A 16,154-nucleotide genomic window follows, 5' to 3' on the forward strand; every position below is an offset into this window, starting at 1 on the left:
CTCAGGCCGCCCGTGCAGCCTTCCGTGATTTAATACGTTCCTCAATAACCGGGCGGAAGTGCCGCACCAGTCCCTGAATTGGCCAGGCCGCCGCGTCACCAAGGGCGCAGATGGTATGACCTTCAATCCGTTTTGATACATTGATCAGCATGTCAATTTCCTCAACCTCCGCATCGCCGGAGACAAGGCGCTGCATCACCCGCCACATCCAGCCAGTGCCTTCACGACACGGCGTGCATTGGCCACAGCTTTCATGCTTATAGAAATGGGAGAGCCTCTCAATCGCCCGGATCACATCTGTCGATTTATCCATGACAATGACGGCAGCCGTACCGAGCCCGCTCTGGGCATCGCGCAAACTATCGAAATCCATCAGCATCGTATCGCAGATATCTTTCGGCAACATAGGAACGGAAGACCCACCGGGAATAATGGCCAGCAAGTTATCCCAACCACCCCGAACACCGCCCGCATGCTTTTCGATCAGCTCTTTGAGCGGAATGCCCATTTCCTCTTCGACATTGCAGGGCTTGTTCACATGGCCAGAAATACAGAAGAGTTTGGTGCCGGTATTGTTTGGGCGGCCAAGACCGGAGAACCATCCTTCCCCGCGCCGAAGAATTTCAGGCGCAACGGCGATACTCTCAACATTGTTTACGGTCGACGGACAGCCCCAGACACCGACATTGGCAGGAAATGGCGGTTTCAGTCGTGGCTGACCCTTGTTGCCTTCAAGGCTCTCGATCAGAGCCGTTTCCTCGCCGCAAATGTAAGCGCCGGCGCCGCGATGCAGATAAATATCGAAATCATAGCCGGAACCAGAGGCGTTCTTGCCGATCAGCCCATCGTCATAGGCTTCCTGGATGGCAATCTCCAGATTGATCGCCTCCTGTACAAACTCCCCGCGAATATAGATATAGGCCGCAACGGCACGCATGGCGAAACCGGCGACGAGACAGCCTTCCAGCAGACGGTGCGGATCGAAGCGCATGATTTCCCGGTCTTTACAAGTACCCGGCTCTGATTCGTCGGCATTGACCACAAGATAGCTTGGACGGCCATCGGATTCCTTGGGCATAAAAGACCATTTCAAACCCGTCGGAAAGCCCGCACCGCCGCGACCGCGAAGGCCGCTTTCCTTCATCGCATCGATAATACCGTCCTGCCCCATCTCTATGAGTGTCTTGGTATTATCCCAGATACCGCGGCTTTTAGCGCCCGCAAGCTTCCAGTCGTGAATGCCGTACAGATTAGTGAAAATCCGATCCTGATCTTTCAGCATTACGCGCCCTCCGTCTTTTCAAGCAATGTCGTCGGGCCACCTTCCGGTGCCGAATTGGTCCGATCAATCTGTGGACCCTTGGGCGGAACCTCACCTTTGGCTAGCTTATCCAGAACGACCTCGAAGTTTTCAGCGTTCAGATCTTCATAGAAATCATCATTGATTTGCACGACCGGTGCATTCACACAGGCACCAAGGCATTCCACTTCGAGAAGGCTGAACATCCCATCCTCTGTGGTCTCGCCATTGGTGATCCCCAGCTTGTTCTTGCAGACCGCTTCCAGATCGTCGCTTCCACGCAGCCAGCAGGGCGTCGTCCGGCAAAGCTGCAGGAAATATTTTCCGACAGGCTTGAGGTTATACATGGTGTAGAAGGTTGCCACCTCCAGCACGCGCATATATGGGACATTCAAGTAGTTCCCGACATACTCAAGCACTTCCTTGGAGAGCCAGTTCTCATTCTGGCGCTGCGCAAGATCAAGAAGCGGCATCACCGCGCTTTGCTGACGGCCTTCAGGGTATCTCGCGATGAATTTCTGGGCCTTTTCGACATTTTCAGCCGTAAATTCAAAGGCTTTTCCTGTTTCGATAACCTGACTCACCGGTCCACCTCACCAAAAACGATATCCAAACTGCCGAGAATTGCCGACGCATCGGCCAACATGTGCCCCTTGGTTAAAAAGTCCATGCCTTGCAAATGCGCAAAACCCGGCGCCCTGATCTTGCAACGATAGGGTTTATTTGACCCATCGGAGACCAGATATACGCCAAACTCGCCCTTTGGCGCCTCTACCGCTGTATAAGTCTCTCCAGCAGGAACTTTAACACCCTCAGTGTAATGCTTGAAATGATTGATCAAGGCTTCCATAGAGGTTTTCATTTCGCTCCGACGTGGCGGTGCAACCTTAGGATCAGTTGAAAGAACCGGTCCCGGCTTCATCTGATCAAGGCACTGCGTCATAATCCGCATGGATTGGCGCATTTCTTCCATCCGCATCAGATAGCGATCGAAACAATCCCCATTAAGGCCAACGGGAATATCAAAATCCATCTTTGCATACACATCATATGGCTGCGCTTTTCTGAGGTCCCAGGCAAGCCCGGTAGACCGAAGCATTACACCAGAGAACCCCCAGCCCATTGCCTCTTCTTCCGAGACAATACCGATATCGACATTCCGCTGCTTGAAAATACGGTTTTCAGTGAGCAGCGCCTCGACATCGTCAAGAACAGCCGGGAAATGCTCGATAAAAGTGCGAATATCATCCTCGAGCTTTTCAGAAATATCCTGATGAACGCCGCCAACACGGAAATATGCGGCATGCATCCGCGCGCCACTTGCCCGCTCATAAAACTCCATCAATGTTTCGCGCTCAACAAAGGCCCAGAGCATCGGCGTTGTCGCGCCAACATCCATGGCCTGCGCGCAGACATTCATGATATGATTGAGAATACGGGAAATTTCAGAAAACAGGACACGGATATACTGCCCGCGTTCCGGCACTTCACAGCCCAGCAGTTTTTCTGCCGCCAGCACAAAGGCATGCTCTTGGCTCATCGCCGCCACATAATCGAGACGGTCGAAATACGGCATCGCCTGCATATAGGTTTTATGCTCGATCAGCTTTTCAGTGCCACGATGAAGCAGACCGATATGCGGATCGATCCGCTCAACGACTTCACCGTCAAGTTCCATCACCATGCGCAGCACACCATGGGCCGCAGGATGCTGAGGACCGAAGTTAAGCGTATAATTCTTGATCTGGACTTCCGCCATCAGCCCTGTCCTTCTGCTTTTTCGTCGCCGGGCAGAACATACTCAGTTCCCTCCCAGGGGCTTTCAAAATCAAACTTGCGAAATTCCTGCGTCAGATTGACCGGTTCATAGACAACCCGTTTTTCATCTTCGCTATAGCGCAGCTCCACATAGCCCGTAAGCGGGAAATCCTTGCGTAAAGGGTGCCCCTCGAAGCCATAATCAGTCAGCATCCTGCGCAAGTCCGGATGGCCGGAGAACATAATGCCATACATATCCCAGGCCTCGCGCTCAAACCAGTTCGCTGTCGGGAACAATCCGACAACAGAAGGGACCGGCGTCCTCGCGTCAGTTTCCGCTTTGACAATAATCCGCTGATTATGACGGAGGCTGAGAAGATTATAGACGACATCGAACCGCTTCGCGCGCGTCGGATAATCCACCCCGCAGACATCGCAGAGAATCTCGAATTTGCAATTCGGATCATTGCGCAGGAATTCGAGAAACTTATCCAGCGATTCTGCGCGCACAATAACAGTCAGCTCACCGAAGGCGACGTTAGTTGACACCACTTCGTCGGAACGTTCGGCCGCGATTAACTCGCCCAGCTCTACAAGCGCTTCATTCATGTAACTGACGACCCTTTCCGTTAGCGCAAAAATGTTCCGGTGCGATGAATTTTCTTCTGCAGCTGAAAGACACCGTAAATCAGCGCTTCTGCCGTTGGTGGACAACCGGGAACATAGATGTCAACCGGGACAATCCGGTCGCAGCCGCGCACTACAGAATAAGAATAATGATAATATCCGCCGCCATTAGCGCAGGAGCCCATCGAAATGACATACCGCGGCTCCGCCATCTGGTCATAAACCTTGCGAAGTGCTGGTGCCATCTTGTTAGTAAGCGTCCCCGCCACAATCATGACATCAGACTGACGAGGCGAACCACGAGGAACAACACCGAGCCGCTCCATATCGTATCGAGGCTGCCAGGCATGCATCATTTCAACAGCGCAACAGGCTAAACCGAAGGTCATTGGCCAAAGGGAGCCCGTACGGGCCCAATTGACGAGTTTGTCTACCTGAGTGACGACAAAACCCTTGTCATCCAGCTCCTGACCAACCTGACGGAAAAACGCGTCCTGATCTTGTGCGCCGGGTTGGGTGTCTGCACCGACCAGTTCAGAACCTACTCCCATTCCAGAGCTCCCTTTTTCCATTCATAAATAAACCCGATCGTGAGGATCCCGAGAAACACCATCATCGACCAGAACCCAAACAGCCCGACCCCACCTAGAGAAATGGACCAAGGGAAGAGAAAGGCGACCTCAAGATCGAAAATGATGAACAAGATAGCGACCAGATAGAACCGGACGTCAAACTGATTGCGGGCGTCATCGAAAGGTTCAAAACCACATTCATATGGCGAGAGCTTTTCAGAGTCCGGATGCTGCGCTGCGACAACCATGGACGCAATCACAATGACTGCGGACAACCCGACCGCCAATCCCAGAAAGATCAGAATGGGCAAATATTCTACAAGCAAGGCTTCCATACTATCAAAACTGCCACGATAAACGGGTAAAGATCAACCCGTTTGGCGGCAACCCCTCTTACCAATTACGTTCGGTATTATAGTGTCGGGTTATAAGGAAGAAAACCGAATTAGCAACAAAATTCGGCCATATTTTACAATGCAGGAACCCAAATGTGTGCCGCCCCGGTTGAATGACGGGATAGCTGAGAATCGTTCGCAATTTTGGGAAAAAGTGGCGGGAGTGACGGGGCTCGAACCCGCGACCTCCGGCGTGACAGGCCGGCGCTCTAACCAACTGAGCTACACCCCCGCAGGGACGCTGTTTTCTATTGGACCTCACCCGCCATGTCAAGCCGGATAAGCAGTTTTTGAAAAGAAAATTTTGCCCCCCGCAACGGCATCGCAATTTTCAGCGTCTTTGACGTTATATGAACTTTCTTGCAACCAGTTCGATGTTCCCCAAAATCCTGATGGCGGGCACCCCGGTTTGATTCGACATCAGTTCTAGGAAGGCAAAATAAACGCAGCGCTATGACCGTTTTCTCTCAGCACCTATCTAATCTAAGAGCAAGCTTTGTTGCTTCAATATAAAAAAAGTAGTCTTCATGGCGCGCATGAGCCAAAGCTACAATCCCACCGGATTAGCTAAAGAATTGCACACTGGCCCGGGTGTCGGGCCTGCTGCAACAAATGATGCGTTTAATGAGAAATGGTGGGTGATGAGAGATTCGAACTCCCGACCCTCTCGGTGTAAACGAGATGCTCTAACCAGCTGAGCTAATCACCCTAATTCCAAGCGAGCCCGTGTATATCAACCTACACCGGCAATTGGAAGTAAAAAAACGAAGCCAGATTCAAAAAATTGAATCTGGCTTCGTTTTGGTCTGTAACCACGTGTGTTACTTATTGACCGAGTCCTTCAAGGCTTTACCAGCTTTGAATTTCGGCTGCTTGGAAGCCGGAATTTTGATCGTTTCGCCAGTGCGCGGGTTACGCCCTTCAGAGGCTTTGCGATCAGCAACGCTGAACGTGCCAAAGCCGACGAGGCGAACTTCATCGCCGCCACTTAAGGCGCCGGAAACCGCTTCGAGAACTGCATCAACACTTTTTCCTGCTTCTGCTTTCCCCAGACCTGAAATATCAGCTACTGCGGCAATGAGATCATTCTTATTCACTATAAGCCCCCTTCAATTTAGACTTGAACATATCATATCAAGAAATTCGTTTAAGACGGTCGAATACTAGTTTGTCGACCGCTCCGGGTCAAAGGGAAAAATCAAGATATCCCCAACTTTTCTGCGGTTTTGACCCGGTTTTCGATTAATGTCAGTGGGTTGTTACACCATCCTCAACTTTTCGCTGAGCGGCCGCACCAGCTAGTTCTTTCGCCAGCTCCTCCTCGGTCCAATTCAGTGGAACGAGAGGTTTCGTCAAGGCATGTTTCAGAACTTCCGAGACTTCTGAAACAGGGATAATTTCAAGCCCCTCTTTCACATTGTCGGGAATTTCTGCAAGATCCTTTTCATTATCCTTTGGAATCAACACCTTCTTGATTCCGCCACGAAGAGCCGCCAGAAGCTTTTCCTTCAAACCACCAATTGGCAGAACCCGACCACGCAAGGTAACCTCGCCCGTCATGGCAACATCCTTGCTCACCGGAATATCAGTCAACACTGAAATAATCGACGTGACCATGGCGACACCGGCAGACGGCCCGTCCTTCGGCGTTGCGCCTTCGGGCACATGGACATGGATATCATGCTTGTCGAAATCGGTCGGCTTAACGCCCATTTCCATGCATCGTGATTGCACAAAACTTTTCGCAGCCTGCACAGATTCCTGCATAACATCGCCAAGTTTACCGGTGATTTGCATCCGGCCCTTGCCATAAAGCTTGACCGCTTCGATGGTCAGCAACTCACCGCCAACTTCAGTCCAGGCAAGACCCGTTGTCAGACCAACCTGATCCGTGTCCTCGATCTCACCAAAGCGATATTTGCGAACACCGGAATAATCTTTCAGGTTATCCGACGTAATCGCAACCGACGTTACGCCATCAGTAATGATTTCCTTAATCGATTTGCGGCATAGCTTGGCGAGTTCCCGCTCTAGATTACGAACTCCGGCTTCGCGGGCGTAATAACGGATAAGATCTTGGATTGCCTCATCAGTAATCGACCATTCGTCTGATTTCAGACCATGAGCCTTCATCTGTTTCTTCACAAGATGACGCTTGGCAATCTCCACCTTTTCATCTTCTGTGTAACCGGAAAGATGGATGATTTCCATACGATCACGGAGCGGACCGGGCATGTTAAGGGAGTTCGCCGTGCAAATGAACATCACTTCCGAAAGGTCGAACTCGACTTCAAGATAATGATCGGCAAAAGTCGCGTTCTGCTCCGGATCGAGCACTTCAAGAAGAGCGGATGACGGATCACCGCGGAAGTCATTTCCGAGTTTATCAATCTCATCGAAGAGAAACAGCGGATTGCTTGATTTCGCCTTCTTCATCGACTGAATAACTTTGCCCGGCATGGAGCCGATATAGGTCCGCCGATGACCGCGAATTTCTGCTTCATCCCGCACGCCGCCCAAGGCAACGCGCACGAAATTCCGCCCCGTAGCCTTCGCAACTGACTTACCAAGCGAAGTTTTACCAACACCCGGAGGACCAACAAGACAGAGAATAGAGCCGCGTATTTTCTTCATCCGCTGCTGCACGGCGAGATATTCAAGGATACGTTCCTTAACTTTCTCCAAGCCGTAATGATCGTCATTGAGAATTTTTTCGGCCCGGACAAGATCCTTCTTGATACGGGTCCGCTTGTTCCACGGCAGGCTGGTGATCCAGTCGAGATAGTTGCGAACAACCGTCGCCTCGGCTGACATGGGGCTCATGTTCCGGAGTTTTTTCATCTCCTGATTACATTTTTCGAGCGCTTCCTTGGTCAGCTTTGTCTTGGCGATTTTCTCTTCAAGCTCGGTCAGTTCATCCCGGCCATCCTCGCCTTCGCCAAGTTCCTTCTGGATCGCCTTCATCTGTTCATTGAGATAATATTCGCGCTGGGTCTTCTCCATCTGGCGTTTGACCCGGCTACGGATTTTCTTCTCAACCTGAAGGACGCCGATTTCGTCTTCCATCAGCGCATAGACACGCTCCAACCGCTCGCTCGCACTCTCGATTTCAAGCAGTTCCTGCTTCTCGGAGATTTTGAGCGCCATATGCGACGCCATTGTATCAGCAAGCTTAGACGGCTCATCGATTTGATTGAGAGAGACAAGCACTTCGGGCGGGATCTTACGGTTGAGCTTCACATACTGTTCGAACTGGGAAATAACGGAACGTGCCAGTGCCTCTAGCTCCGGTGTCTCCGCGTCTTTATCTTCCAAAATTTCCGCATGAGCCTGGAAAAAATCGGGATTGCCAACGAATTCGTCAATTCGTGCCCGCTCACCGCCTTCAACCAGCACCTTCACGGTACCATCGGGCAGCTTCAAAAGCTGCAATACCGACGCGATAGTACCAACACGGTGGATATCTTCCTCGCCAGGATCATCCTGACTTGCATTTTTTTGCGCGACCAGCAGGATCTGCTTGTCATCCTTCATCACATCTTCAAGTGCCCGAACAGACTTATCACGTCCGACGAACAGCGGGACAATCATATGCGGGAATACGACAATATCGCGCAGTGGAAGAACCGGGAATATTTGCGTACGAGGTGTATCAATCATCATGTTGCCTTTTGGGACGGGCATTCAGACATGCCGCAGCAGCCGGGAAAAAATATGCTGGTCCTACAAATTAAAATACAGTGGGAAGGTCACCCTTCCCACATTACCTAGCTAAGCGCTACTCGTTGCGTCTTGCCGGTCAGCATATATATGGAGAGGCTGGGTACCACCGTCAACCACCTCCGCATTAATAACGATTTCCTCCACCCCTTCGAGTGCGGGGAGGTCATACATCGAATCCAGAAGAATATTCTCCATGATCGACCGAAGGCCGCGGGCGCCAGTCTTACGAATGATCGCCTTCTTCGCAATCGCCGACAGCGCGTCTTCGGTAAAGGTCAGGTTGACATCTTCCATATCGAACAGGCGCTGATACTGCTTGACCAGAGCGTTCTTCGGAGATGTCAGAATTTCGATCAGAGCTTCCTCATCAAGATTTTCAAGCGTTGCAACAACCGGCAAACGTCCGACAAATTCAGGAATCAAACCAAACTTCAGAAGATCTTCCGGCTCGACATCCTTCAATGTTTCGCCAACATTGCGATCCTCTTCCGCCTCGACAGAAGCGCCGAATCCGATGGAGGTGTCTTTTCCACGCGAGCCAATGATCTTGTCAAGGCCGGCAAAAGCGCCACCACAGATAAACAGGATATTTGTTGTATCCACCTGCAGGAATTCCTGCTGAGGATGCTTACGCCCGCCCTGCGGCGGAACGGAGGCAACGGTGCCTTCCATAATTTTCAGAAGCGCCTGCTGTACCCCTTCACCGGAAACATCGCGGGTGATCGAAGGATTGTCAGATTTACGGCTGATCTTGTCGACCTCATCAATATAGACAATACCGCGCTGCGCCCGCTCTACATTGTAGTCAGCAGACTGCAACAGCTTGAGAATGATGTTCTCCACATCCTCACCGACATAACCTGCTTCGGTCAGGGTCGTAGCGTCCGCCATGGTGAAGGGAACATCAAGAATGCGGGCCAATGTCTGAGCAAGCAGTGTCTTACCACAACCTGTCGGGCCAATCAGTAGAATGTTGGATTTTGCCAATTCCACATCGTCCGATTTGGCGCTGTGGTGAAGCCGTTTGTAATGATTATGGACGGCAACGGACAAAACTCTTTTCGCATGGAACTGGCCGATCACGTAATCATCGAGAACGTTACAAATTTCCATCGGCGTTGGCACGCCATCATTCGTCTTCACCAGGGTGCTTTTGTGTTCTTCGCGAATAATATCCATGCACAGCTCAACGCATTCATCGCAAATGAACACAGTCGGTCCCGCGATCAGCTTTCTCACTTCATGCTGGCTCTTGCCGCAGAAGGAGCAGTACAGGGTATTTTTCGAATCTCCACCACTTAATTTGGTCATAAATACTCCAATAGTCCGTTCGACTTTTCATATTAGCCGTCGTCTCTGCGGGCGACAACAAGAATGTTCATCTCGTCGAAATCAATGGCGGCAAACCATTTTGATCACCTCGAAGATATATAATATGTAAAATTGACTCAACTTTTCGTTAACATGACGCAATTCGCGCCCGTTTTACGAAAAATAACAATCTGATTTTGCCGCGGAGTTACTTGGATTTTTTGTCTTCTTCATCCGCATCCGTTGGACGCTTAAGCACGACTTCATCAACAAGACCAAATTTCTTCGCTTCTTCAGCGGTCATGAAATTGTCCCGTTCCATGGAAGCTTCAATCACATCAAGCGGTTGCCCAGTATGCTCAACATAAAGACTATTGAGCCGCGCCCGGACTTTCAAGATTTCGCGGGCCTGGATTTCGATATCCGTCGCCTGCCCTTGTGCACCACCGGAAGGCTGATGGATCATGATCCGGGCATTCGGAAGACAATATCTTTTTCCCTTCGCCCCGGCCGTCAACAGGAAGGAACCCATGGACGCCGCCTGACCTATACAGACCGTTGCAATTTCAGGCTTGATATATTGCATCGTGTCATAAATCGCGAGACCGGAGGTCACGACCCCACCCGGTGAGTTGATATACATGTAAATAGGTTTCTTCGGATTCTCAGCTTCCAGAAAAAGAAGCTGCGCCGTAATCAACCCAGCCATGCCGTCCTGAATCTGTCCAGTGACAAAAATAATCCGCTCTTTCAACAGGCGGGAAAAGATGTCGTACGACCGCTCTCCCCGTGCTGTTTGCTCCACAACCATCGGGACCAGATTATTCATATAGGTGTCGATGACATCAACCATTCTCGAGATTCCTTAAGTTTAGCAGCTGCGCCACGTCATCATATATGTATGACAAGCGCAACTGTAAATCCGCATTTCAAATTTTCCGGACTATTTTATTCAGCCGCTTTCTTGGCTGCCGGCTTTTTCGCGGCGGTTTTCTTCGGAGTTGCCTTTTTTGGAGCTGCCTTTTTCGGCGCAGCCTTCTTGGCGGCTGGCTTCTTCTTAGACTTGGCTGCCTCTTCCTCGTCCGGATCCTTCATCAGGTCGTCAACCGAGACTTTCTTTTCCGTAATCGTCGCAAGTTCGGAAATGAAGTCGATGACTTTATCCTCAAAGATCGGGGCGCGGAGCTGTGCCTGCATTTCAGGGCGCTTCTGGAACATTTCGAAAATCATCTGTTCCTGACCGGGATAGTTACGCGCCTGCGCAACCATGGCCTGGTTGACCTCTTCCTGAGAAACCTCAATGTTGTTAATCCGACCAACTTCCGCAAGCAACAGGCCAAGACGGACACGACGTTCCGCAATGTCATTATACTCAGCGCGCAATTCCTCTTCAGACTTGTCCTGATCTTCAAGTTTCTGACCGGACTGCTCCAGCTCCTGCTCAAACTGCTGCCAGATGCTGTCGAACTCCCCCTGCATCATGCCGGGTGGTACGTCGAAATCATGAGCTTCTGCCATCGCGTCCAGCATGCTGCGCTTCAGCAACTGACGAGACATCTGAGAATACTGCTGCGAAATCTGTCCGCGTACGGCCTCTTTCAGGGCATTCAGATCATCAAGGCCAAGCTTTTTGGCAAACTCGTCATTAATCTCGACGTCGGCTGCTTCCTGCACCTCGTGAACTTTCACTTCAAACACGGCATCTTTACCGGCAAGGTGTTCTGCGCCGTAGTTTTCCGGGAAAGTGACTTTTACATCAAGGTCATCGCCGCCCTTGGCGCCGATAAGCTGTTCTTCAAAGCCTGGAATAAAGCTGTTAGAGCCAAGCTCCAGCTGATGCCGTTCGGCAGCGCCACCTTCAAAAGCTTCTCCGTCGACCTTACCAAGGAAATCAATCAAGAGCGCGTCGCCCTCTTTCGATTTGCGGTTTTTGGAAACGGCAACAAAGTTCTTTTGTTGTCCGGCAATTTCCTTCAGCGCCTCATCAACTTTCTCGTCCTCGACATCGGCAACCGGCTTCTCAAGCTTTAGCTTGGAAAAATCCATCGGCTTGAAATCGGGCATGATCTCTACTTCGAGAGTGAACTCAAGGTCCGTACCTTCATCGAATTTCGTGATTTCAATTTTCGGCTGCTGGGCCGGGCGCAGCTCATTATCATCAAGCGCCTTCTGGCTCATTTCATTGACGGTCTGTTCGAGCACTTCGCCCATGACGGATTTGCCAAAGCGCTGACGCAAGATCGACATCGGCACTTTACCCGGGCGGAACCCCGGAAGTTTGACTTCTGCGCCAACAGTCGTCAGCCTTTCCGTCACTCTCGTATCGATTTCCGCTGCCTCAACAACAACTGTGAAATCCCGCTTTAGTCCGTCAGAGTTAGTCTGTGTAATTTGCATGAACGATCGTCCGTCATCATTTATTTAGCAATAAACGCATCCCGTCCCATTTCGTGACGAAAAGCGCCAGCTCGAAAGCTTCATTCAGTATATTGGTGCGGGTGAAGGGAATCGAACCCCCACTTCATAAGAAACTGGTACCTAAAACCAGCGCGTCTACCAATTCCGCCACACCCGCATCATTTTTTCACCCGCGGCATCCACATAGAAATGCAGACGCTCCAAACGGGAGCGGCTGTCTATAGCATATGATTTCTGGGATTGACTAGGGGAATTACCGATAAAGCGCGAGAAAAGTAAAAAGAACCGGCCTCATCGGGATTTGTTGGGTATATCTGGCAAGGATGTCGGCGAAGAGGCAACCAGAATATGTGCAGATACAACAGGTCGTTATTTAACACGAGCCGTAATAAGCATGCTTAAAAATCGAATTATTGAGCTTCCTGAAAGTCCCGCTCGAAAATCGCCAACGCAAGGACATTTGTACCGGAATGTTCCTGATAGCCGGTGCGAAGAACCGTCTTCTCATAATGTACATGTGGAATGCCCTGATCGTCATCCTCAACACGGAGGACTCTCGCCTGTTCTCGCAGGCTCAACATCATGCGGCGGTAAAAAATGTCACCCGAGGCGATCCGGTCCCGTAAACTTTGCTTCTTAAAAAACATATTTGTCACCCAACAATTTTGTCTAATTTTTCTAGTACTCTTCCCTTAATAAGGGCAAATCGTAAAAAAACTGTTGAAAAATACGTCGATTTTTACGGATTATTCAGGATCCACTTATAAGACCAGCCAGAATTTCCGGAATGACACTTTCAATATCCTCGGAAATCAGGCCAGGGCCTAGCCTATCTCCCGCGGTGCCATGTATCCAAGCTGCTGTGGCCGCCGCCGAAAAAGCCGTCATTCCGCCAGAGAATAGCCCCACAATCAGACCGCCGAGCACATCACCAGATCCCGCTGTTGCAAGAAAAGGAGGCGCATTATAGTTGATAACGGCTTTTCCATCCGCCGTTGAAATCACTGTATCCGCCCCCTTTAAGAGAACAATCGCCCCGGAGAGTGCCGCCGCCGCACGCGCGCGTTCCAGCTTGGAGCCTGCGAAAGAGAATATCCGCTCGAACTCCGCTTCATGGGGCGTCAACACAACTTCCCCCTCCTCCTTGTCTTTTGTCAAAGAAAAGAGAGTATCAGGATCATCCCGGAAGACCGTCAAGGCATCGGCATCAATCACGACATTCGCAGTGCTTTCCAGAGCGAGGCGCGTAAATTCACGCGTCCGGTCGGTGACACCGTTACCCGGCCCGATCAGCACTGTTCCGATGCGGCGCGACCGAAGCCAGTCAGCGAACTCGTCCTCCTCCCGGATAGATGTGATCATCACAGCCTCCAGCGCAGCGGCGTAGACCATCAACGCAGAGGGTGGGCTAACAACTGTGGTTGCACCGGCACCTGCGCGCAAAGCCGCACGCGCCGCGAGCCGGGCCGCCCCGGTTGAAGATACGCCTCCGCCGATTATTGCGGCGTGCCCCCGGCTGTACTTCTGCATTTCCGGAGTGAGAAAGGGTAAGTCATCCCGCCAGAGATCAGGACCGTTCAAATGCGTCTCCGGATCTATTTCTTCAAGGTAATCGGCAGCGATCCCGATATCGATTACCCTCAGATCGCCACAGTATGTTCGACCAGGATAAAGAAAATGACCGGGCTTCGCGCGAAAGAAAGTCACCGTCATCACGGCCGGAATAGCATTCGCGTCAACAGCGCCTGTATCCCCGTTGACGCCACTCGGCATATCAACGGCCACAACTGGAATTCCTGCTTTTTTTACGCGGGATAACAGCGCCGAGATATCACTATCCAGAAACCTTGAAAACCCGGCACCAAACACCGCGTCGACGACAAGATTTAAATTATCAAGTGTCACCTCATGCCAGGCCAAAACATCGCCATTCCATTTGTCGCGCATCACAGCCGCATCGCCAGTCAGGATTTGAGGATCGACTAGGGACGCGAGGGCGACCTCCCAGCCCGCATTCTGCAAATGCCGGGCAACAACATATCCATCGCCGCCATTATTGCCGGGCCCGCAGATAACAAGGCACCGACCCATCGGCCAGTTACCAAGGATCAGGTCTGCAATGCCTTGCCCGGCCGCCTCCATCAAAGTCGTACCGGCCACACCGCCTTCCATGGCAAGACGATCCGCCTGATACATTTCCGAGACATTAAGAAGTTCCGACGGTAATGACATGACCTAGAGTAGTTTCTCAAGATCAGGGCGCGCGCCAACGACAGGAGAGACCTGCTCGAAGGCAAAAGCGGCATTAAGGACCGAAAGATCATCCTGCATGCGTCCGACAATTTGTAATCCGATCGGCAGGCCATCGCTGGAGAATCCACAATTGACTGAACAAGCTGGCTGCTGCGTCAGGTTGAACGGATAGGAGAACGGCGTCCAATCTACCCAGGCTCCAACGGCAGCGAGTTCTTTCGGCGCGAGCTTGCCTGCCTCAAACGCCGGAATGGACAGCGACGGGGTAATCAGAAAATCATAGGTTTCGTGGAATTTCCGCATCTTTATACCAAGGTCGCCACGCGCCTGGTTCGCTTCCAGATAATCGGTGAGGGTAATTTTCGCACCCGCCTCCACCACGGTGCGTAGACCCGGATCAAGCTCATTCAGTTGCTTGTCATCCAGATTACGGAGCGCAAAGGCCGCGCCGGACCACCAGAGCGTATTGAATATCGGTAACGGGTTTTCAAATCCCGGATCGACTTCTTCCACAATCGCACCAAGCTCTTCAAAAAGAGTCGCAGCACTCTTGACCGCAGCAGCTACTTCCGGATGCACTTTCGCATAGCCGAGTGTCGGGCTATAGGCAATCTTCTTACCCTTGATCGATGCCGACAAACCGGCAAGATAATCCGTATCGACCGGCGGCAGAGCCGTCCAGTCGCGCACATCCGGCTGGGTCAAAACCTGAAGCATCATTGCCCCGTCCCGGACGTTACGAGTCATTGGGCCAACATGTGCAACTGTCCCAAAGGGAGAGAGTGGCCAGGCTGGCACCCTGCCATAGCTTGCCTTGATCCCAAATATACCGGTGAAAGATGCCGGAATACGAATTGAACCGCCACCATCCGTTCCCACATGGAAAACGCCCATTCCCGCCGCGCAGGCCGCCGATGCCCCGCCACTGGATCCGCCGGGGGTCATTTCCTTGTTCCAGGGGTTGCGCGTGATGCCGGTTCGGGGGCTGTCCGTCACCCCTTTCCAGCCAAACTCCGGCGTTGTTGTCTTGCCCAGAATTACCGCACCATTCTCTTTCAGGCGTGCAGTACAAGGCGCATCGTCATCCCAGGGGCCAGCGGCGTCTACACTTAAAGATCCACGTAAAGTCGGCCAGCCTTCGGTCAGCAAGATATCCTTGATCGTTGTCGGCACGCCATCGATAAGCCCCATTGGCGTCCCTGCCCGCCAGCGCACTTCCGACTCGCGTGCCCGGGCCAGCGCATAATCCTCATCCACCAGAACGAAGGCATTCAGCGCGCCGTTATACTTCTCTATCTGATTGAGCGCCGCCTGCGTCGCCTCAACCGGGGAGATCGATCCATCCCGATAACCATCAAGTAGTTCTGTCGCCGTTGCATAGGCCAAATCGTTGCTCATACCGCCCTCGTTATATTTATTACCACACTTTAAAAAAGATTAGGCGTTCACGAGAAATCAGGCAACCACCATTCCTTGACGCCGCGTAATTTTGCCGCCATATGATCTGGAATGCCCAAACAGATTTTCCAAAATCCCAAAACCAAAATCGGACGGTTCTTCGTCGGTTGGTCACTTGTTATTGGTGGCATTCTGGGATTTCTACCTGTTCTCGGGTTTTGGATGATCCCGCTCGGCCTTCTCGTTCTCTCTGTCGATTATGCCTTCGCCCGTCGATGGCGCCGAAAGCTGCAGGTTTGGATGGGAAAGCGGCAGAGAACCCGTTCTTCCTCGAAAAGAAACAATTCCAAAAACGGCGACTGAATAACGCCCAGTTTAAGAACGTTCAATTTCTCATAT

The 16,154-nt window shown here is 51.6% G+C and carries 15 protein-coding genes and 3 tRNA genes; 1 reads left to right on the forward strand and 17 read right to left on the reverse strand.

The annotated features are described in order from the left end of the window. Window position 1: 1 nt before the first annotated feature. From nuoF to LKE13_RS15110, 17 genes are all read right to left on the reverse strand, one after another. Window positions 2-1,282: an NADH-quinone oxidoreductase subunit NuoF gene (gene nuoF, locus LKE13_RS15030; protein ID WP_227952209.1), complete on the reverse strand. Its 1,281-nt coding sequence runs from the start codon at window positions 1,280-1,282 to the stop codon at window positions 2-4. Further along, window positions 1,282-1,884: an NADH-quinone oxidoreductase subunit NuoE gene (nuoE, locus tag LKE13_RS15035; RefSeq protein WP_227952210.1), complete on the reverse strand. Its 603-nt coding sequence runs from the start codon at window positions 1,882-1,884 to the stop codon at window positions 1,282-1,284. The genes nuoF and nuoE overlap by 1 nt, the downstream gene beginning before the upstream one ends. Next, the gene (locus tag LKE13_RS15040) at window positions 1,881-3,059 is read right to left on the reverse strand and encodes an NADH-quinone oxidoreductase subunit D (protein WP_227952211.1); all 1,179 of its coding nucleotides are present in this window, start codon (window positions 3,057-3,059) and stop codon (window positions 1,881-1,883) included. Before LKE13_RS15040 ends, nuoE begins: the two co-directional genes overlap by 4 nt. Then, window positions 3,059-3,667 carry an NADH-quinone oxidoreductase subunit C gene (locus LKE13_RS15045; RefSeq protein ID WP_227952212.1) on the reverse strand — a complete coding sequence of 203 codons (609 nt, stop codon included), beginning with the start codon at window positions 3,665-3,667 and terminating at the stop codon, window positions 3,059-3,061. The genes LKE13_RS15040 and LKE13_RS15045 overlap by 1 nt, the downstream gene beginning before the upstream one ends. Before the next feature lie 20 nt (window positions 3,668-3,687). After that, a complete protein-coding gene (locus LKE13_RS15050; protein WP_415776537.1) occupies window positions 3,688-4,257 on the reverse strand; it encodes a NuoB/complex I 20 kDa subunit family protein in 570 nt (189 codons plus the stop codon). Beyond that, on the reverse strand, window positions 4,227-4,592 hold the full coding sequence (locus tag LKE13_RS15055; protein ID WP_227952214.1) for an NADH-quinone oxidoreductase subunit A: 366 nt from the start codon (window positions 4,590-4,592) through the stop codon (window positions 4,227-4,229). Before LKE13_RS15055 ends, LKE13_RS15050 begins: the two co-directional genes overlap by 31 nt. Window positions 4,593-4,807: 215 nt before the next feature. After that, window positions 4,808-4,884: transfer RNA gene (locus LKE13_RS15060), tRNA-Asp, on the reverse strand. Between the two features lie 400 nt (window positions 4,885-5,284). Continuing rightward, window positions 5,285-5,361, reverse strand: a tRNA-Val gene (locus LKE13_RS15065). Between the two features lie 112 nt (window positions 5,362-5,473). Further along, window positions 5,474-5,749 (reverse strand): HU family DNA-binding protein, encoded by a 276-nt coding sequence (locus tag LKE13_RS15070; protein ID WP_161315097.1) that lies wholly within the window; start codon window positions 5,747-5,749, stop codon window positions 5,474-5,476. 151 nt (window positions 5,750-5,900) lie between these two features. After that, the gene (gene lon / locus LKE13_RS15075) at window positions 5,901-8,312 is read right to left on the reverse strand and encodes an endopeptidase La (RefSeq protein ID WP_415776545.1); all 2,412 of its coding nucleotides are present in this window, start codon (window positions 8,310-8,312) and stop codon (window positions 5,901-5,903) included. Window positions 8,313-8,423: 111 nt separating this feature from the next. Next, window positions 8,424-9,686 (reverse strand): ATP-dependent Clp protease ATP-binding subunit ClpX, encoded by a 1,263-nt coding sequence (gene clpX / locus LKE13_RS15080; protein ID WP_227952216.1) that lies wholly within the window; start codon window positions 9,684-9,686, stop codon window positions 8,424-8,426. 208 nt (window positions 9,687-9,894) lie between these two features. Beyond that, the gene (gene clpP / locus LKE13_RS15085) at window positions 9,895-10,539 is read right to left on the reverse strand and encodes an ATP-dependent Clp endopeptidase proteolytic subunit ClpP (protein ID WP_321576146.1); all 645 of its coding nucleotides are present in this window, start codon (window positions 10,537-10,539) and stop codon (window positions 9,895-9,897) included. A gap of 95 nt (window positions 10,540-10,634) precedes the next feature. Beyond that, window positions 10,635-12,083 (reverse strand): trigger factor, encoded by a 1,449-nt coding sequence (gene tig, locus LKE13_RS15090; protein ID WP_227952217.1) that lies wholly within the window; start codon window positions 12,081-12,083, stop codon window positions 10,635-10,637. Window positions 12,084-12,176: 93 nt separating this feature from the next. After that, window positions 12,177-12,261, reverse strand: a tRNA-Leu gene (locus tag LKE13_RS15095). Between the two features lie 253 nt (window positions 12,262-12,514). Then, on the reverse strand, window positions 12,515-12,751 hold the full coding sequence (locus LKE13_RS15100; RefSeq protein ID WP_227952218.1) for a hypothetical protein: 237 nt from the start codon (window positions 12,749-12,751) through the stop codon (window positions 12,515-12,517). 103 nt (window positions 12,752-12,854) lie between these two features. Next, on the reverse strand, window positions 12,855-14,336 hold the full coding sequence (locus LKE13_RS15105) for an NAD(P)H-hydrate dehydratase (RefSeq protein WP_227952219.1): 1,482 nt from the start codon (window positions 14,334-14,336) through the stop codon (window positions 12,855-12,857). A gap of 3 nt (window positions 14,337-14,339) precedes the next feature. Further along, a complete protein-coding gene (locus tag LKE13_RS15110) occupies window positions 14,340-15,755 on the reverse strand; it encodes an amidase (protein ID WP_227952220.1) in 1,416 nt (471 codons plus the stop codon). Window positions 15,756-15,866: 111 nt separating this feature from the next. On the opposite strand from LKE13_RS15110, the gene LKE13_RS15115 reads away from it, so the two are divergent. Further along, window positions 15,867-16,118, forward strand: coding sequence for a PGPGW domain-containing protein (locus tag LKE13_RS15115; RefSeq protein WP_227952221.1), 252 nt, complete (start codon window positions 15,867-15,869; stop codon window positions 16,116-16,118). Window positions 16,119-16,154: the final 36 nt, after the last annotated feature.

It is taken from the genome of Sneathiella sp. HT1-7, from assembly GCF_020731145.1.
GTDB lineage: Bacteria > Pseudomonadota > Alphaproteobacteria > Sneathiellales > Sneathiellaceae > Sneathiella.

Excerpts from the sequence above, each read along its gene's own strand:
- nuoF (WP_227952209.1), bottom strand. The coding sequence starts at position 1,282 with ATGCTGAAAGATCAGGATCGGATTTTCACTAATCTGTACGGCATTCAC.
- LKE13_RS15040 (WP_227952211.1), bottom strand. The coding sequence starts at position 3,059 with ATGGCGGAAGTCCAGATCAAGAATTATACGCTTAACTTCGGTCCTCAG.
- LKE13_RS15045 (WP_227952212.1), bottom strand. The coding sequence starts at position 3,667 with ATGAATGAAGCGCTTGTAGAGCTGGGCGAGTTAATCGCGGCCGAACGT.
- LKE13_RS15050 (WP_415776537.1), bottom strand. The coding sequence starts at position 4,257 with ATGGAAAAAGGGAGCTCTGGAATGGGAGTAGGTTCTGAACTGGTCGGT.
- LKE13_RS15055 (WP_227952214.1), bottom strand. The coding sequence starts at position 4,592 with ATGGAAGCCTTGCTTGTAGAATATTTGCCCATTCTGATCTTTCTGGGA.
- lon (WP_415776545.1), bottom strand. The coding sequence starts at position 8,312 with ATGATTGATACACCTCGTACGCAAATATTCCCGGTTCTTCCACTGCGC.
- clpX (WP_227952216.1), bottom strand. The coding sequence starts at position 9,686 with ATGACCAAATTAAGTGGTGGAGATTCGAAAAATACCCTGTACTGCTCC.
- clpP (WP_321576146.1), bottom strand. The coding sequence starts at position 10,539 with ATGGTTGATGTCATCGACACCTATATGAATAATCTGGTCCCGATGGTT.
- tig (WP_227952217.1), bottom strand. The coding sequence starts at position 12,083 with ATGCAAATTACACAGACTAACTCTGACGGACTAAAGCGGGATTTCACA.
- LKE13_RS15100 (WP_227952218.1), bottom strand. The coding sequence starts at position 12,751 with ATGTTTTTTAAGAAGCAAAGTTTACGGGACCGGATCGCCTCGGGTGAC.
- LKE13_RS15105 (WP_227952219.1), bottom strand. The coding sequence starts at position 14,336 with ATGTCATTACCGTCGGAACTTCTTAATGTCTCGGAAATGTATCAGGCG.
- LKE13_RS15110 (WP_227952220.1), bottom strand. The coding sequence starts at position 15,755 with ATGAGCAACGATTTGGCCTATGCAACGGCGACAGAACTACTTGATGGT.
- LKE13_RS15115 (WP_227952221.1), top strand. The coding sequence starts at position 15,867 with ATGCCCAAACAGATTTTCCAAAATCCCAAAACCAAAATCGGACGGTTC.